Source organism: Chryseobacterium sp. GQ58, assembly GCF_059758895.1.
Genome location: NZ_JCAXEH010000007.1, coordinates 1 through 16,144, shown reverse-complemented (window position 1 = coordinate 16,144; position 16,144 = coordinate 1). Strand labels below are relative to the sequence as shown.

The 16,144-nt window shown below is 34.9% G+C and carries 11 protein-coding genes; 6 read left to right on the top strand and 5 right to left on the bottom strand.

Features of this window, described 5'->3' with window-relative positions:
* Positions 1 to 95 precede the first annotated feature (95 nt).
* Genes AC6CHK_RS14625 through AC6CHK_RS14615 form a run of 3 tightly spaced genes read left to right on the top strand, consistent with a single transcriptional unit; the run spans position 96 to position 8,405 of the window.
* Positions 96 to 5,132: a translocation/assembly module TamB domain-containing protein gene (locus AC6CHK_RS14625; RefSeq protein ID WP_498097346.1), complete on the top strand. Its 5,037-nt coding sequence runs from the start codon at positions 96 to 98 to the stop codon at positions 5,130 to 5,132.
* On the top strand, positions 5,132 to 7,480 hold the full coding sequence (gene tamL, locus AC6CHK_RS14620) for a translocation and assembly module lipoprotein TamL (protein WP_498097345.1): 2,349 nt from the start codon (positions 5,132 to 5,134) through the stop codon (positions 7,478 to 7,480). The genes AC6CHK_RS14625 and tamL overlap by 1 nt, the downstream gene beginning before the upstream one ends.
* A gap of 1 nt (position 7,481) precedes the next feature.
* On the top strand, positions 7,482 to 8,405 hold the full coding sequence (locus AC6CHK_RS14615; protein WP_498097344.1) for a YihY/virulence factor BrkB family protein: 924 nt from the start codon (positions 7,482 to 7,484) through the stop codon (positions 8,403 to 8,405).
* 6 nt (positions 8,406 to 8,411) lie between these two features.
* On the opposite strand, the gene AC6CHK_RS14610 is transcribed toward AC6CHK_RS14615, so the two are convergent.
* Positions 8,412 to 9,236: an anti-sigma factor gene (locus AC6CHK_RS14610; protein WP_498097343.1), complete on the bottom strand. Its 825-nt coding sequence runs from the start codon at positions 9,234 to 9,236 to the stop codon at positions 8,412 to 8,414.
* Between the two features lies 1 nt (position 9,237).
* Positions 9,238 to 9,804, bottom strand: a complete 567-nt coding sequence (locus AC6CHK_RS14605) for an RNA polymerase sigma factor (protein ID WP_498097342.1) — start codon at positions 9,802 to 9,804, stop codon at positions 9,238 to 9,240.
* 227 nt (positions 9,805 to 10,031) lie between these two features.
* On the opposite strand from AC6CHK_RS14605, the gene AC6CHK_RS14600 reads away from it, so the two are divergent.
* Positions 10,032 to 10,601, top strand: coding sequence for a fasciclin domain-containing protein (locus tag AC6CHK_RS14600; protein WP_498097341.1), 570 nt, complete (start codon positions 10,032 to 10,034; stop codon positions 10,599 to 10,601).
* A gap of 52 nt (positions 10,602 to 10,653) precedes the next feature.
* Here AC6CHK_RS14600 and AC6CHK_RS14595 read toward each other — a convergent pair whose 3' ends face one another.
* From AC6CHK_RS14595 to AC6CHK_RS14585, 3 genes are read right to left on the bottom strand one after another with little or no spacing between them, the layout of a single operon-like run.
* The gene (locus AC6CHK_RS14595; protein WP_498097340.1) at positions 10,654 to 11,406 is read right to left on the bottom strand and encodes a hypothetical protein; all 753 of its coding nucleotides are present in this window, start codon (positions 11,404 to 11,406) and stop codon (positions 10,654 to 10,656) included.
* Positions 11,407 to 11,427: 21 nt separating this feature from the next.
* Positions 11,428 to 12,507: a putative type IX sorting system protein PorV2 gene (locus AC6CHK_RS14590; protein ID WP_498097512.1), complete on the bottom strand. Its 1,080-nt coding sequence runs from the start codon at positions 12,505 to 12,507 to the stop codon at positions 11,428 to 11,430.
* Between the two features lie 15 nt (positions 12,508 to 12,522).
* Positions 12,523 to 13,401, bottom strand: coding sequence for a DMT family transporter (locus AC6CHK_RS14585; RefSeq protein ID WP_498097339.1), 879 nt, complete (start codon positions 13,399 to 13,401; stop codon positions 12,523 to 12,525).
* Between the two features lie 357 nt (positions 13,402 to 13,758).
* Between AC6CHK_RS14585 and AC6CHK_RS14580 the strand changes: the two genes are divergently transcribed.
* Together AC6CHK_RS14580 and AC6CHK_RS14575 are read left to right on the top strand one after the other, a co-directional pair.
* Entirely contained in the window at positions 13,759 to 15,387 is a 1,629-nt protein-coding gene (locus AC6CHK_RS14580) for an acyl-CoA carboxylase subunit beta (protein ID WP_498097338.1), read from the top strand.
* A 185-nt stretch (positions 15,388 to 15,572) separates the two neighbouring features.
* Positions 15,573 to 16,043, top strand: coding sequence for a VanZ family protein (locus tag AC6CHK_RS14575; protein ID WP_498097337.1), 471 nt, complete (start codon positions 15,573 to 15,575; stop codon positions 16,041 to 16,043).
* Positions 16,044 to 16,144 lie beyond the last annotated feature (101 nt).

The window sequence follows — 16,144 nt, the reverse complement described above, 5'->3', positions numbered from 1 at the left end:
ATAAAGCAATATAAATAAAGGCTGCATAATGTAGTTGAACGCTCCAAAATCAAGAGTAAAAGTAATTAATTATATTTGTCTAAATCACACGAAATTTGAAACTAAAATTTAATAAAAGAAAAATCATACGAGGTATTGTAATCACAATTATCTCGATCATCATTCTGCTTATTCTGCTTATATTAAGCTTGCGGCTTCCTGCAGTTCAAAACTATGTGAAAGATAAGCTCGTCGTTTATCTGGAAAAAAAGATCAAAACAGATGTAAGCCTGGAGCGCGTATATATTGGCTTTCCAAACAGCCTGATTATGGAAAACCTGTATCTGAAAGGTCAGAATATCGACACATTGCTGGCTGTAAAAAAATTCGATGTCGGTTTGGATATGTGGAAGCTGATCAATTCTAAAGGAGATCTTACTTCAATCGATCTTGAAGGCGTACGCGCCAATGTCGTAAGAAATCCTGACGGAAAATTTAATTTTGATTACATTATTGATGCTTTTGCGACATCTGATAAAGAAGAAAGTACATCCAAGCCTTTTATTATTTCATTAGACAAAATAAAACTGAAAGATATTGGTGTGACTTTCGATGACCGCCAATCGAGAAATGATATTCAGGTATATTTCAAATCTTTTGATACAAGAGTGAAAACTTTTGATCTTCAAAACAATTCTTATGCTGTAAATGATATTAATCTTGACGGATTAAAACTAAAACTGAAACAAGATCTTGTAAAGGAAGTTGCAGAAAAAGCGGAACAAAAAGTAGATTCCCTGAATCAGCAAAAGCCTATGAAATTAGATCTCAACGGAATAAAATTTACTAATTTCAATATTGATTACGGCGATGACAATACCAAAACTTTTGCTAAAGTTATCTTCAAAGAATTAAGTGCAAAAATCAACAATATAGATTTACAAAACAATACTTATAATGTTGGGAATGTTTACTTTACAGGCGCAAACATTAATGCGAATCTCTATCTTCCGGCAGAAAATGCCAACCCAAAAGACAGCCAAAACGAGCCTGAACCGTCTGGAAATTCTACAAAAGAAAAGGCAATGCAAATGCTTTTAGGAAAACTGATTCTTGATGATGTAAAAGTAACCTACAACAATACGGCTATTGCTCCTACCCGATCCGGAATGGATTTTAATCATCTGAATTTTGCCAAATTGAATCTCGACGTACGAAACTTCAAAATGCAAAACAACCAGTTTGCAGGAAGTGTAAAATCAGCAGAAATTCAGGAAGCAAGAGGTTTGGATATTCAAAAATTCAACACCGATTTTGTGTATGAAGAAAAGCAGGCTTATTTGAAGAATTTGTATCTGCAAACTCCAAAAACAGTTTTAAGAGATGAAGTTGTTTTAAATTATAATTCGATCGAACAATTAAGTTCAAACCTCGGCGCAGTAAAAATTTCAGCCAATATTGAAAACTCAAAAATTGGATTTTCCGACATTTTAAATTTGGTTCCGACCTTAAGGAATACCGCTCCGTTCAACAAATATCCAAATGCGATATTGAGCGTCAATACGAATGTAAAAGGAAGTGTAAATAATTTATTGATTCAAAATCTAAAAGTTTCAGGCTTGGATCAACTAAGAATTGCCGCATCAGGAAGGGTGAAAAACGCGATGGATCCTGACAATTTATATTATGATTTGAAGATTACAGAACTTTCTTCATCGGCAAAAACGATCTATAATTTAGTTCCGAAAAATACAATTCCTTCAAATATTACTTTACCATCAAATTTTAGCATAAAAGGTACAGCGAAAGGCTCAACGAAAGTTGTGAATGCCAATCTGAATCTTTATTCAACGCTTGGAAATGCCGCCGTTATCGCTAAAGTTGACATGCGAAGAAAAAACCGCGAATTATATGATGTAAAAGCAAACCTTCAGAATTTACAGATCGGAAAAATCATTCAGAATAAAGATTTGGGAGCCATTACGGCAAAAGTTTCCGCGAAAGGTGAAAGCTTTGATTTTAAAAATGCAAACGCCGATATCAAAGGCGATGTACAATCTGCAGTTTATAACGGTTATCGCTACCAAAATATGAATTTGGTCGGAAAAATAAATCGTGGTGCCTACAACATCATCTTAAACTCAAAAGATCCGAATGCCAATTTGCAGTTGACGGCTTCAGGAATATATGACGAAAAGAATCCGACCGTCAAAGTCAACGGAAACATCAATAAGCTTGATCTGAATAAACTTGGCTTTTACAGCTCGCCAATGATCATTGCAGGAGGAATCGACGGTGATTTTACAAGCCTTGATCCTGATAATTTAAACGGATATCTGAATCTTAAAAATTTCGCTATTTCAGACACAAAAGAAGTTTTCCCGATTCAGGATGTCAGTCTGAAAGCATCATCTACAAGCGATTCTACTCAAATCGTTCTCAATTCGCAGATCGCTGATGTAGAGTTGAATGGTAAATATAAACTGACACAGATTTTTGGGGCTTTGCAGCAAACTATTAATCAATATTATCAATTTCAAAAACCCGGAAAAGCACAAAAAATAGATGCCGGACAATTTTTCACTTTTAATGCAAAAATTAAAAATGATGATCTGATCAGAAAATTTGTTCCGGATTTAAAAAGCTTTGAAACCATCAATATCAACGGAAATTATAATGCAGATTCTCAACAAATCGAAGTTGATGCCCAAATTCCGCAGGTTTTGTATGGCGACTATTCGTTGGAAAATACATCATTAAAAATCACCAACGAAAATCAGGCTTTGCAATATAATCTTGGCGTTTCTTCTTTGAAAAGTGAAAGTTTTGCTTTAAATAAAGTGAATGTTAATGGTGATGTCGCCAACAATATCATCAATTATAATATCACGACAAAGGACGAAAAAGATGAAACGCGGTTTTTAATTGCTGGAAATGCTAAATCCATAAATGATGTTACAGAAATTTCTCTGAATCCAAATGGTTTAAAACTAAATTATATGGATTGGACCGTCGCTGAAAACAACAAAATACAAATCGGAAGCCAGGGAATTTTAGCAGATAATTTCAGGTTGTCTAATGCCGGAAGCGAAATTTTGCTGCAGTCGGAAAACAATTCGCCAAACAGTCCTTTAAATGTTTCGTTGAAAGATTTTCAAATTGAAACCATTACAGAAATCATTAAAAAAGATTCTCTTTTGGCAAAAGGAACGATTAACGGAACCGCTCAATTAAGAAATCTGACTAAAGAAATGACGTTTACATCGGATATCGACATTACAGATTTAGTTGTATTTGGAAGCCCGGTCGGAAATCTTGATGTAAAAGTAAACAATACTTCTGCCAATCTTCTGAACGCCGATATTACGCTTTCCGGGAATAATAATGATATGAAAATCACCGGAAACTACAATACTTCGGCAAGCACTTTTGATTTGAATCTTGATATGAACCAGCTTCAGATGAAAACTTTGCAGGGTTTTACCATGAATGCAATTACCAATACGGAAGGCTATTTGTCGGGTGATTTGAAAATTACCGGAAGTACTTCTGCACCGAAGATTTTAGGTGATGTGAAGTTAAATAATGTTGGATTGATGATTTCACAGACCGGAAGTGATTTCAGAAATATCAATGACGAAATAGCATTTACGAACAGAGGAATTGAATTCGACAATTTTAAAATCAATGATAAAGACGGAAATTCTTTAAACATCGACGGACAGGTTCTGACACAAACCTACAGAGATTTTGCATTTAATCTTGATGTAAATGCTAAAGATTTTAAAGTTGTGAATTCTGAAAAGTCGAATGATGCGATTCTGTACGGAATTCTTGCGATTGATGCGGCTTTAAAGATTCGTGGAGATTTGGATTTACCGAAAGTTGACGGAAGGCTTGCCGTTTCAGAAACGACAGATTTTGTTTTTGTGCTTCCGCAATCCAGCCCTTCGTTACAGGAAAGAGACGGTATTGTTGAGTTTATAGATCAGGATCAGGTTGCTTTAAACAAAACCATTAAAACAGATTCTATCGATTCTCAAACGAACATCAAAGGAATGGATGTGAATGTAAATATTGAAGTCGACAAAGAAGCTAAAATCTCTATTATTATTGATAAAGCCAATGGAGATTTTGTGAAGCTGCAAGGCGAAGCCGATCTTACGGGAGGAATTGATCCGTCGGGAAAAACCACTTTAGTCGGTGTTTATCAGGTTGAAAAAGGAAGCTATGAATTGTCTGTAAGCCTGCTGAAAAGAAAATTTGACATCCAAAAAGGAAGCACGATTACATGGACCGGAGAACCAACCGCCGCCACTTTGGATATCACCGCAATTTACAGAACAGAAGCCGCACCAATCGACCTTGTAGAACAGCAGTTTTCAGGCGATCCGGCACTTCTGAATCAGTTTAAGCAAAGAATTCCGTTCAATACATTATTGATCCTGAAAGGAGAGCTTTTAAAGCCTCAGATTTCGTTCGATATTACAACAGACGAAAAAAATAATGCCGTATCTTCTGCGGTTACCGAAACCATTGACGGAAAACTGGCTCAGTTGAGACAAGACGAAAACGAAATGAATAAGCAGGTTTTTGCATTGCTTTTACTGAACAGGTTTATAGGTGAAAATCCGTTCCAGAGCAATTCCGGACTTTCTGCGGAAACAATGGCGAAACAGAGTGTAAGTAAAATACTTTCGCAACAGCTTAATAATTTAGCTTCAGATCTTATTAAAGGAGTTGATCTAAATTTTGACCTCGAATCTACAGAAGATTATTCTACCGGACAACGAAACGAAAGAACCGATCTTAACATTGATGTCAGCAAAAGATTGCTTAATGATCGTCTAAAAGTTTCGGTTGGAAGCAACTTTGGTGTAGAAGGTGAAGCAAGACAAAACGAAAATACAACGAATATTGCCGGAGATGTCACAATAGATTACAATCTTTCCAGAGACGGAAGATATATGCTTCGCGCATACCGTAAAAACGATTATCAGGTAGCCTTACAAGGCCAGATTGTGGAGACCGGAATAGGTTTTATCATTACATTGGATTATGACAAATTCAGGGATATTTTCCAGAAATCTAAAATGAAGAAAAGAGAAAATAAAAGAAATAATAAGAATAACGAAGGCGTAGAATTTAAATAATGAAAAATAAATTTAACATATACTGTAAATATTTTTTAGCATCGGGATTCACTGCGGCTGTCATTTCCTGTAGCAATACCAAATTTCTAAAGGAAGGGCAAATGCTTTACACAGGTGCCGAAATCAATATCGAAAATGATACTCTTCCGAAAAAAGAAAAAAGTGAGCTTAAAGATGCTTTAAAGGAAAATTTGACACCAAAACCCAATTCCTCTTTTCTTGGTTTACGCCCAAAGCTTTACGCTTACAATGCAACGAAAGAACCAAAAAAAGAAAAAGGCTTAAGATATTGGCTTAAATATAAATTTGGTGAAGAGCCTGTTTTACTTGGTGATGTAGATCGTGAATTCAACAAAGATATCATTGAAAATTATTCTGAAAATAAAGGCTATTTCAATGCAAGAGCAAGATATGATACCGTTTCGAAAAATAAGAAAGCGCAAGTAATTTACACCTTAAATCCGGGAGCGAGATATCTTATCAGCAATGTCAACTTTCCGCAGGATTCTACATTAGTCAATACTGAAATTCAAAATTTAAAAGATAAAACTTTATTAAAACCTGGAAATCCGTTTGACCTTGATGTGATCAAAGCTGAAAGACAAAGAATAGATGATGGTTTAAAAGAGAAAGGATTTTATTATTTCAATCCCGACAATATTATCGTTCAGGCGGACAGCACAGTAACGCGCGAACCTAAAGTTGAGCTTATTGTAAAGCTGAAAGACAATACTCCGCAGTTGGCAACGGAACAGTTTACGATTGATAAGGTTGTAGTTTTCCCGAATTATAATCTTCGTGATGTAAAAAGAGGAAAATACAGAATTCCGATGAGTGCCGATTCTCTTTCGGGATATGAATACGGTGATATTTATGTAGTTGATCCTGAAAAAAAGTTTAAACCGAAAATTTTCGATCGTGCTTTGTATTTCAACAAAGGTGATATTTATAACAGAAAAGACCATAATCTTTCATTAAACAGGCTCATCAGTTTGGGTGTTTTCAAATTTGTTAAAAATGAATTTGTTGTGTCAGATTCTTTAAATCATAAGTTTGATGCATATTATGTTTTGACTCCGAGAGAATTACAATCGCTAAGGTTGGAAGCTTTGGCAAGAACAAATTCAGCCAACTACGCAGGAAGTGAAGTAAATTTAAACTGGACTCAAAGAAATTTCTTTAGAGGTGCTGAACAATTTAAAGCTTCCGTTTATGGTGCTTTTGATGTACAAATCGGCGGTCCTTCTGATGCCGAAAATATTTTCAGAGCAGGAGCCAATGCACAATTGTCGATTCCAAGAATTGTGGCGCCATTCCGTTTTAATTCTTCGAGCGCTTTCGTACCGAGAACAAATATTCAGCTTGGATATGAATTCCAGAATCGTACAACTTTATATACTTTAAATACATTCAATGCTTCATTCGGATATCAATGGAAAGAAAATGTAAGAAAAGAACATGAGCTGAAACTGATTGACATATCTTTAATCGACCCGGCAAATGTCACCCCGAAGTTCGACTCTTTAGCAATAAATAACCCTTATTTAAGACGTATTACAGAGCAGCAACTTATTTTCGGGCCAACGTATTCTTACACTTATTCAACAACGATGCTTCCTAAAAAAAATACATTCTATTATAAAGGAATGCTTGATTTAGCAGGAAACATTGCAGGACTTATATCCGGAGGAAATGCTAAAGAAGGAAATCAGAAAAGCATCTTCGGCGTGCCATTCAGTCAATATGCAAAAATTGAAAATGACCTTCGTTTTTATCACAAACTTACCGAAAAAACATCTTTTGCAACCAGACTGATTGCCGGCGTTGCTATTCCTTACGGAAATTCTGAGCACATCCCGTTCTCAAGACAGTTTTTTGTGGGCGGAAGTAACAGTATCAGAGCTTTCCGCGCAAGAACTTTAGGGCCGGGAAGTTACGATCCGAGAGACGGAAATAATACAAGAGCAGCCTTTGATCAGGCAGGTGATGTAAAATTGGAATTAAATGCCGAATACCGCGCAAATCTTTATAAATTCTTAAATGTTGCCGTTTTTGCTGATGCCGGAAATATCTGGCTGATTAATGATGAGCTGAATGATGAGGGAGAAATAACGAGACCGGGCGGAAAATTTTCTAAAGACTTTTTAAAAGAAATTGCAGTCGGCGCAGGTGTTGGCTTGCGACTTGATTTTTCTATTTTAATTCTTAGGCTCGATTTAGCGATGCCTTTGAGAGTTCCTTATTACGATAAAGGAGACAGATGGGCTTTTGATAAGATCAACTTTGGTAGCGGAAGCTGGAGAAAAGATAATTTAATTTTAAATATTGCAATCGGATATCCTTTTTAATATGATAAAAGAAATAAAATTTTTCTGGCAGGTTGTCAAAGAAACTTTTACAGAATGGAATAATTCTTCTGCTTCAAGCGACTCAGCGAGCCTGGCATATTATGCGATTTTCTCGATTCCGGGTTTACTTATCATTATTATCTGGATTGCCGGATATTTCTTCGGTGAAGAAGCCATACGTGGCGAAATAACTTATCAGATCAGCGGAATGATGGGCACTGAAGTTGCGGAAAGCGTTCAAAATATGATTGCAGGAGCTTTGATCGATAAAGAAAATATTTTTATGAAAATTGTCGGAATCGGATCTTTGGTTTTCGGTTCCACAACTCTTTTTTTCCAGCTGCAAAAATCTTTGAATAACCTTTGGGACGTAGAAGCTGCGCCCAAAAAAGCATTGGTGAAATTTCTTTTAGATCGTGCCAATTCATTAGGAATGATCCTTATTTTAGGCTTTTTGCTAATGATCACAATGATTTTATCATCATTAATAAGCCTTTTTAATAATTTTATCACCAATTATTTTGGACTTGAAACCTATATGGTTGTCGAAATCATCAACTTTACGATCGGCTTCGGAATTGTCGTGCTGCTTTTTGCGCTAATGTTTAAAGTGCTTCCCGACGTTGAGATCAGCTGGAAATCTGTTTGGAAAGGTGCTTTACTTACTGCTGTACTTTTTACTTTCGGAAAATTTTTGCTGAGCCTTTATTTTAGTGAATTTAAACCGACTTCCGCTTTTGGAACAGCAGGAACGGTAATTTTGATCATGATGTGGATCAATTATTCATGTATGTTGATCTTCTTCGGTGCCGAATTTACGAAAGTCTACACATTTAAAAAAGGCTTACGAATCGAGCCTTCGAAACATGCCAAATGGAGCAGCGCAAAGCTTTACAGAGACGGTCAGAAAAAAGTTAATGCTTAAATTTAATTAAACTCCACCCATTACATACATATTCTCCATCGTCGGAACCTTGCTTCCACCTTTTTTCTCAAGTGTAATTGCAAATGCCTGAGCATTAGGAATGTTTGATAATGCGATTTTAGTATCTTTATTTTCTTCGTACATCCCGGCGCTTACGGGCTTACCGTCTGCAATTGCCCAAAGTTGATATTGCATTCCTTCGGGTGCTTTTGGCAAAGTGTCTGCGCTTAAGTATACGTCTTTTGAGTTTTTATTCCAGAAAACAGTTGCTTTGGCTTCAGGATGTTTTTCAACTCCAGCCAATGCGATCTTCAACATATACGGATTTGATATGACATTTAGTTTTTGCTGCAAATCCCGGATTGCAATATTTTTAGACTGCTTTTCTGTTTCTAATTTTACAATTTCTTTATTAATTTGCGATTGGCTGCTCATCCAATAAAAATTCACGCCCATGCTTATCAGAAACAACAAAGAAGCTGCAACGGCAAAATTTCTCCAGTTGTTGTTGTTTTCATTCTTTATTTCCTGAATTTCCTTTTGAACGATTGGTTTTTGTTCATTATTTTGGACAGGAATTACAGGTCTTTCGTTTTCAACGATTTGTTCACGTTGAATTTTCTCCCAAATTTTCGATTTTAGATCACTTGGTGGTGTCACAGCCTCTGCTGTTGCAAGCATTTCAAAAGTTTTTTGCGTTTCTTCGAAAGCGGCTTTTACTTCGGCATTATTCTTCATCACACATTCCAGAATACCTGCTTCCTCGGGAGAAGCATGGCCTAGAATATATGATTCTAGAATTCCGGACGATATGTATTCTTTACTATTCAATTTATTGAAAATCTTTTAACAGGTCTTTTAATTTCATCAATGCATTGCGCATTTTAGTCTTTACAGTACCCAATGGCATATTCAGTTTTTCTGATATTTCGCTTTGTGTATATCCTTGATAATAAGCAAGATCAATAAGTTCCTGCTTGTCAGTTTCTAAACCTTCCAATACTTTATTAAAACCAATAAAATCAGAATTATTAGTTGTAGAAAGATCCGCGTTGTTATATACGAAATCAGGTAATGATTGGTTTTTTAGTTGATTTTGGAAGCCTTTTGATTTCAGATAATCTATTGCCGTGTTTCTTGCAATATTGATCATCCATGTATAAAATCTTCCTTTTGAAGAATCATATTGTTGAATAGAATTCCAGATTTTCACAAAAACATCCTGAATAATTTCTTCTGTATATTCTTTTGATTGCACAATTCGAAGAATCACACCATACAACGCACCGGAATAGTGATCATACAAATGATGAAAACCAGATTCGCTTTGCTGCTTAAGCAAACCGATAAGTTCCTCTTCCGAATATTTTGTTTTAATAGTGTTTATATTTCGTTCCAAATTTAATAAAATAAAACAGATATGAAACTAAATCTTGAATTTTTTACAAAATACTTTATTCTCTGCTTTAAACGTTACATAAAATTTATTTAAATAAAATAAACAATTGATTTACAACATATTAAACTAAATATTGGATAATTTAAAACTAAAACCAAAAGACTTTCGTAAATGCTATGTAAGAACGCAGAAGATATCAAATATAATAATTTAAAAAAATCAAGAAAATGAACTCAAGATCAAAATTCACAATGCTAGGAATGATCGCTTTATCATTCGCATTCAGCGGAAATGCAATCGCGCAAACGATGAAAGAAAAAACAGTAATGGTAGGCGGTGCAGCTATGTATCCTTCTAAAAATATTGTTGAAAATGCTGTAAACTCCAAAGATCACAAGACTTTAGTTGCTGCAGTAAAAGCAGCCGGTTTGGTAGAAACATTGCAAAGCGCAGGACCTTTCACCGTATTTGCTCCGACGGATGCAGCATTCAACAAACTACCAAAAGGCACGGTAGAAAGTCTGGTAAAACCTGAAAACAAAGAGATGCTGACAAAAATTTTAACATATCATGTTTTACCCGGAAAATACAGCTCTAAACAGGTTTGGGCAGCCGTGAAAGCCGGAAGCGGAAAAGCAATGATGAATACAGTTGCGGGTGAGCAGCTTACTTTCTGGACTAAAGGAAAAGATTTATATATAACAGACGCAAAAGGAAATAAAGCAAAAGTGACCATTGCCGATGTAAATCAGTCAAATGGCGTTATTCATGTAATAGACACGGTTCTATTACCATAGTTAGTTTTTATGGTTTATTAAGAAGCCTTACTTTTTAAGTAAGGCTTTCTTTTTATTTTGATGTGAATACTTCTTTTGAATATTCTCCGTTGTTCATTGGGATTTCTATGATGATATTTCCGTTTTCGTAATATCCGATGGTAGAATTGCCGGAATTCAACTTCACTCTGAAAACATCTCTTTTTGTAGTTGCTTTAAAAGTTGCAAAAGGAACTGAGCTGTTATCTTCTACTAAAATAAATTGAGAATTATCAATTTGTATTTTCTGTAAATTTACTTTACCGTTACTAAACTTTTCAGCTTTGTTTTCTGAAGCCGATGAGCTTTCATTAGCAGAAGATGTAACAGCAGGAGCTTCTACTGTAGCCGTTTGTGTTTGCTGAATCATATTTACAGGATTGGAAACAGGAATTTTCACTAAAGCCTGACGTAAAGCATCCTGATAACCTTCTTCAAATTCTTTTATCGACGTGCTTGCTTTCTGACTTTCAATCACTTTATTATTGCAGTCTTTAAATTCTAAAATAATTTTATTCTTTAAAAAACCGCTGTCATTTATAACATCTGCATTTAAAACACTACATGGATTTGAGTTGACTTCTGAAGGCCAGTCATTTTTATTTCCTGCAACTACAACGTAGCTTTTTGCTTTCAATGCCTTTGAAAGTGCTGTATCTAAACCATAAAGATCATTCTTGAAGCCGGTAAATTTTTCCGCCAACGCTATATATTTATAATCCGAAACTTTTTGTGCATAAGAAAATGTAATGCAAAATGCTGCTATGATTATTGAAAATTTCTTCATTATAATAACTTTATTATATTTTTAATCATTTCTAAATTCTCCCATATCCAGTTTCAAAGAGAAGAAATTAGAATAAAAATTGGAACCGCCAATTCCCGAGTTACTGATCGCATAATCAAGCGTTAATCCTCTGTATCTGATTCCTATACCAGCACTTGGCTGAAAAGAAACTTTTCTTTGAAGATCTTCAATATCTGTAATCGACTGAAATCTGTTGACACCCAATCTCACGAAAATCATCTTTTGATAACCTAATTCTGCACCCGCATAAGGCGTAACGCTCGCAAAATCTGTTGAAAGAAGCGCTGCAGTTTTAGCAAAATCTACATTGATTCCCGCTTCAGGTAAAACATATATACTGCTGTTGATCTCAAACAGTCTGCTGGCTCCTACATTCAGTTTGGGCATCGTAAGCTCCATTTTATCGGTTGGTGCTGGGTTGAATTCTTCACCGTTTACGACCGTTGTAAGCTCATCCTGATTGATTGTCCAAAAGTTAACCGTTGTTGTAGCATCACGCAACATTCCTCCGAATTTCCATCCGTTATCTGCTTTATAAATGGCCCCGATGTCAAAACCAAAACCATATCCGCTTGCGAATTTTCCTACATTTCTGTAAACAAGTTTAGCGTTTACACCGACATCCAATTTCGGATTTCCTCCAGGATTGAAGGCGTAAGAGATAATTCCCGCATAATCGGATTGTGAAAACTTAGTGATTTTATCATAATCGATATTTCCTTCCGTATCAATAAGTTGAGTTGTATTTAAAATATTATCAACACCCAATCTTACGATCGAGATTCCGAAAACACCTTCTTCCAAAACTTTTGCATAAGCCAGATAATCATACTTTGCAATCGACTCAAAATATTCTGCGTGCATGGCGGCACCTTGCCAATCTTTTTGGATGCCATTCAAGCCTGCAGGATTCCACATCGGAGAATATACATCGTCCTGATTGGAAATTACCGCTCCACCCATTGCTATGCCTCGTGCGCCGGCTCCAATATTTAAAAATTCATTGGAATATTTTCTTATAATCTGAGATTGAAAAACTCCAAATGAAAGAAAAAGTGATAATAAAAGATATTTTTTCATCATATACATTGATGCTTAATTAATGTTTTTTTGTTTTCTTGATTTGATCAGCGCATTTGCCACAATTGCCAAAATCATTACGAGGGAAGCTACGTAAAATACTGAACTCATGTGTTCTGATTCTCCAAAGATAAAAAAAGCTAGTATAATTCCGTAAACCGGTTCTAAATTAACTGTTAAAATTAACGTAAACGGCGAAATATATTTCATAAGCTTTACAGATTCCAGCATCGGAAAGGCTGTGAAAACACTTGCCAACAAGCCTATTAACGCCAGATCTCTGTAGTTTATTTCATTCATTTCAAAAATTTGCCCTGATAATATGTAAAATACAGATAAAATGAGCCAGCCGGAGAAAATTTCGTAAAAAATAATGTTTCCCGGACTGGTTTTTCCAAAAAGCTTTCCGTTGAAAACTGAAAATATAGTCCCAAAAACCGCACAAAGGATTCCGAAAAATATACCTTCTTTGTATTGCAACTCTGTTTTAAAAATCAAAAGAATACAGGCTACAATTACAATTCCCATGATAACTTCCGACATATTAACTTTTCTTTTGAAAATGATAGGTTCTAAAATTGCAGCAAATAAAGTAGATAAAGAAAGACAGCTTAATGCTATTGAGACGTTTGAAACTTTTATCGAATAAAAAAAACACCACCAATGAAGCGCCATAAAAAAACCAATTGCCGAAAGCTGAAAAAAAAGCTTTTTTGAGATCTTAATGCTTTCTTTTTTAAAAATTCTTATAAATACAAATAAAAATACAGCGGCAAACAGCATTCTGTAAAACACTAAAATCTGCGCATTTGCATGAATCAGTTTTCCCAGAATTGCAGTAAATCCCCACAAAAAAACGATAAGATGCAACCTGAAAAGAGCTAATTTTTGCATGTCTATTTTATATTAAACTTAACAGGCAAATTTACAAATAGGTTTTACAAAAAGGTCAAAAAAAAATCATTATCGTTATTTATTATTAGCTATAAAAAACCCTGAAAGTCTGTTAAACTTTCAGGGCCTTCAAATAATAAACTATTAAAAAAATAAACTAGGAACAGAGGAAATTGTATGGAGTAATCAGCTCCTTTCCTCTACTGTAAAATTAGAAAAAAAATCAAACATATAAAAATATACCAATGTTAAATATTTCATAATTTTCTGATAACCATTTAGTTAAACACAAAACCTGTTTCTAAGTCTGTTTTTTATAAAAATAGTATCTTTAGGCAGATTAAAAATACAAATTTCATGGATATCGAATTCAATAAAAGAGAAGATCAAAACAAATTAAAATTATCTGAAATAAACCGTTTACTTACTGAAATAAAAAAAGGCGGTGGCGAAAAAAGACTTCAAAAAATACGTGACGAGGGGAAAATGACGGCAAGAGAAAGAATAGATTATCTTCTTGACAAAAATTCAGATTCCATTGAAATTGGTGCTTTTGCCGGTTACGAAATGTACGAAGAGCACGGCGGATGCCCAAGCGGCGGTGTTGTTGTGATGATGGGATATGTTTCCGGAAAACAATGTTTGGTTGTTGCCAATGATGCTTCAGTAAAAGCCGGTGCGTGGTTTCCTATTACAGGAAAGAAAAATTTGAGAGCACAGGAAATTGCTATGGAAAACAGGCTTCCTATTATTTATCTGGTAGATTCTGCGGGAGTTTATCTTCCGATGCAGGATGAAATTTTCCCGGATAAGGAAATGTTTGGAAGGATTTTCAGAAACAATGCTAAAATGAGCGCTGCAGGAATTATTCAAATTTCAGCTGTTATGGGAAGCTGTGTTGCGGGAGGAGCATATTTACCAATCATGAGTGATGAAGCGATGATTGTAGATAAAACAGGATCTATTTTTCTTGCAGGAAGTTATCTTGTAAAAGCAGCAATTGGAGAAAGTATAGACAACGAAACTTTGGGTGGTGCAACAACTCATTGTTCAATTTCTGGTGTTACGGATTATAAGGCGAAAGATGATAAAGACGCTTTAGATAGAATTAAAAACATTATGAAATCTATCGGAAGCTACGAAAAAGCTGGATTTGATAGAATCGAAAGTTTCCCGCCAAAAGAGAAAGCAGAGAATATTTTTGGTATTGTGCCTGTTTCCCGTGCCGATCAATATGATACTTTAGAAATTATAAAATGTCTTGTAGACAACTCTGAATACGAGGAATATAAGCCCGATTATGGTAAAACAATTATCTGTGCAACTGCAAGAATTGATGGCTGGTCTGTCGGAATCGTTGCAAATCAGCGAAAACTTGTAAAAAGCGGTAAAGGAGAAATGCAGTTTGGAGGAGTAATCTATTCCGATTCTGCTGATAAAGCTACCCGATTTATTGCTAATTGTAATCAAAGGAAAATTCCTTTAGTATTCTTACAGGATGTCACAGGTTTTATGGTAGGTTCAAAATCCGAGCACGGAGGAATTATAAAAGATGGGGCAAAAATGGTGAATGCTGTTTCCAATTCTGTTGTTCCTAAATTCACAATCATAACAGGAAATTCTTACGGAGCCGGAAATTATGCAATGTGCGGAAAAGCATATGATCCAAGATTAATTGTTGCTTGGCCTTGGGCGGATCTGGCTGTAATGGGCGGTTCTCAAGCTGCAAAAGTTTTAGCGCAGATTCAGGAATCTACACTCAAAAAGCAAGGAAAAGAAATCACTGAAGAAGAGCATAATGAAATCTTAAATTCAATATCAAAAAAATATCAGAAGCAAACTGAATCCACTTATGCTGCAGCGAGATTATGGACTGATGCTATTATCAATCCGGTTGATACGCGCAAATGGATTTCTATGGGAATAGAAGCTGCAAACCATTCTCCTATCACTGAAAAATTTAATTTAGGAGTTATTCAGGTTTAAGTTTTACCTGAAAAAGTATACAAAAGTCTCACTTTAAGTAGTGGGGCTTTTTATATTATGTTAAATACTATTAAAGAATTATAAAGTTTCAAAACGCCATACTACTAAGGTAAGATTTTTGTTATTAGATTATACTTAAAAACTAATAAACACTTCAACTCTTTTTTAATTCCAAAAGGAAACCTATGAAAAGATATTTTGCAGTATTTATTGCCTTATATACCGTCGTTTTATTGTACATGATGTTTTATGCCTCAGGAAGAGAACCATCTGAAATATCATATATTCAACATCAGCCGTTTATTACCATACAGCATTTTTTTAATGCTAATAATATAGATAATCAGGCATTTCTTGTAAATATATTTGGAAATATATTCTTATTCAGTCCATTTGGTTGGTTAGGATTATGCATTAAGAAGTTTAACCGTTTTGTTCCCATTACATTGTTCTTTTTAATTGCAATAAGTATAATTGAATCAATACAATACCTGACAGGAAGAGGCGTGGCCGATATAGATGATGTATTTTTGAATACAATTGGAATGCTTATCGGTTTTTATCTCTTCAAATATGCAACTTGGAAAAATATTGCAAATATTAAATTTCATTTTGGATTATACGAAAACGAAAGAAGCCCTTCAACTTATAGTTAATTTAAAGAGTTATGTAATTTTTGCAGTTAAAATTTATTATATTTTTCAGGAGCTTACACCCGCTTTCACTACTCGCTTTTTTATGTCTTTGCCTGTCCTTT

Coding starts and splice junctions, on each gene's coding strand:
- tamL (WP_498097345.1), top strand. CDS start 5,132: ATGAAAAATAAATTTAACATATACTGTAAATATTTTTTAGCATCGGGA.
- AC6CHK_RS14615 (WP_498097344.1), top strand. CDS start 7,482: ATGATAAAAGAAATAAAATTTTTCTGGCAGGTTGTCAAAGAAACTTTT.
- AC6CHK_RS14600 (WP_498097341.1), top strand. CDS start 10,032: ATGAACTCAAGATCAAAATTCACAATGCTAGGAATGATCGCTTTATCA.
- AC6CHK_RS14595 (WP_498097340.1), bottom strand. CDS start 11,406: ATGAAGAAATTTTCAATAATCATAGCAGCATTTTGCATTACATTTTCT.
- AC6CHK_RS14590 (WP_498097512.1), bottom strand. CDS start 12,507: ATGAAAAAATATCTTTTATTATCACTTTTTCTTTCATTTGGAGTTTTT.
- AC6CHK_RS14585 (WP_498097339.1), bottom strand. CDS start 13,401: ATGCAAAAATTAGCTCTTTTCAGGTTGCATCTTATCGTTTTTTTGTGG.
- AC6CHK_RS14580 (WP_498097338.1), top strand. CDS start 13,759: ATGGATATCGAATTCAATAAAAGAGAAGATCAAAACAAATTAAAATTA.
- AC6CHK_RS14575 (WP_498097337.1), top strand. CDS start 15,573: ATGAAAAGATATTTTGCAGTATTTATTGCCTTATATACCGTCGTTTTA.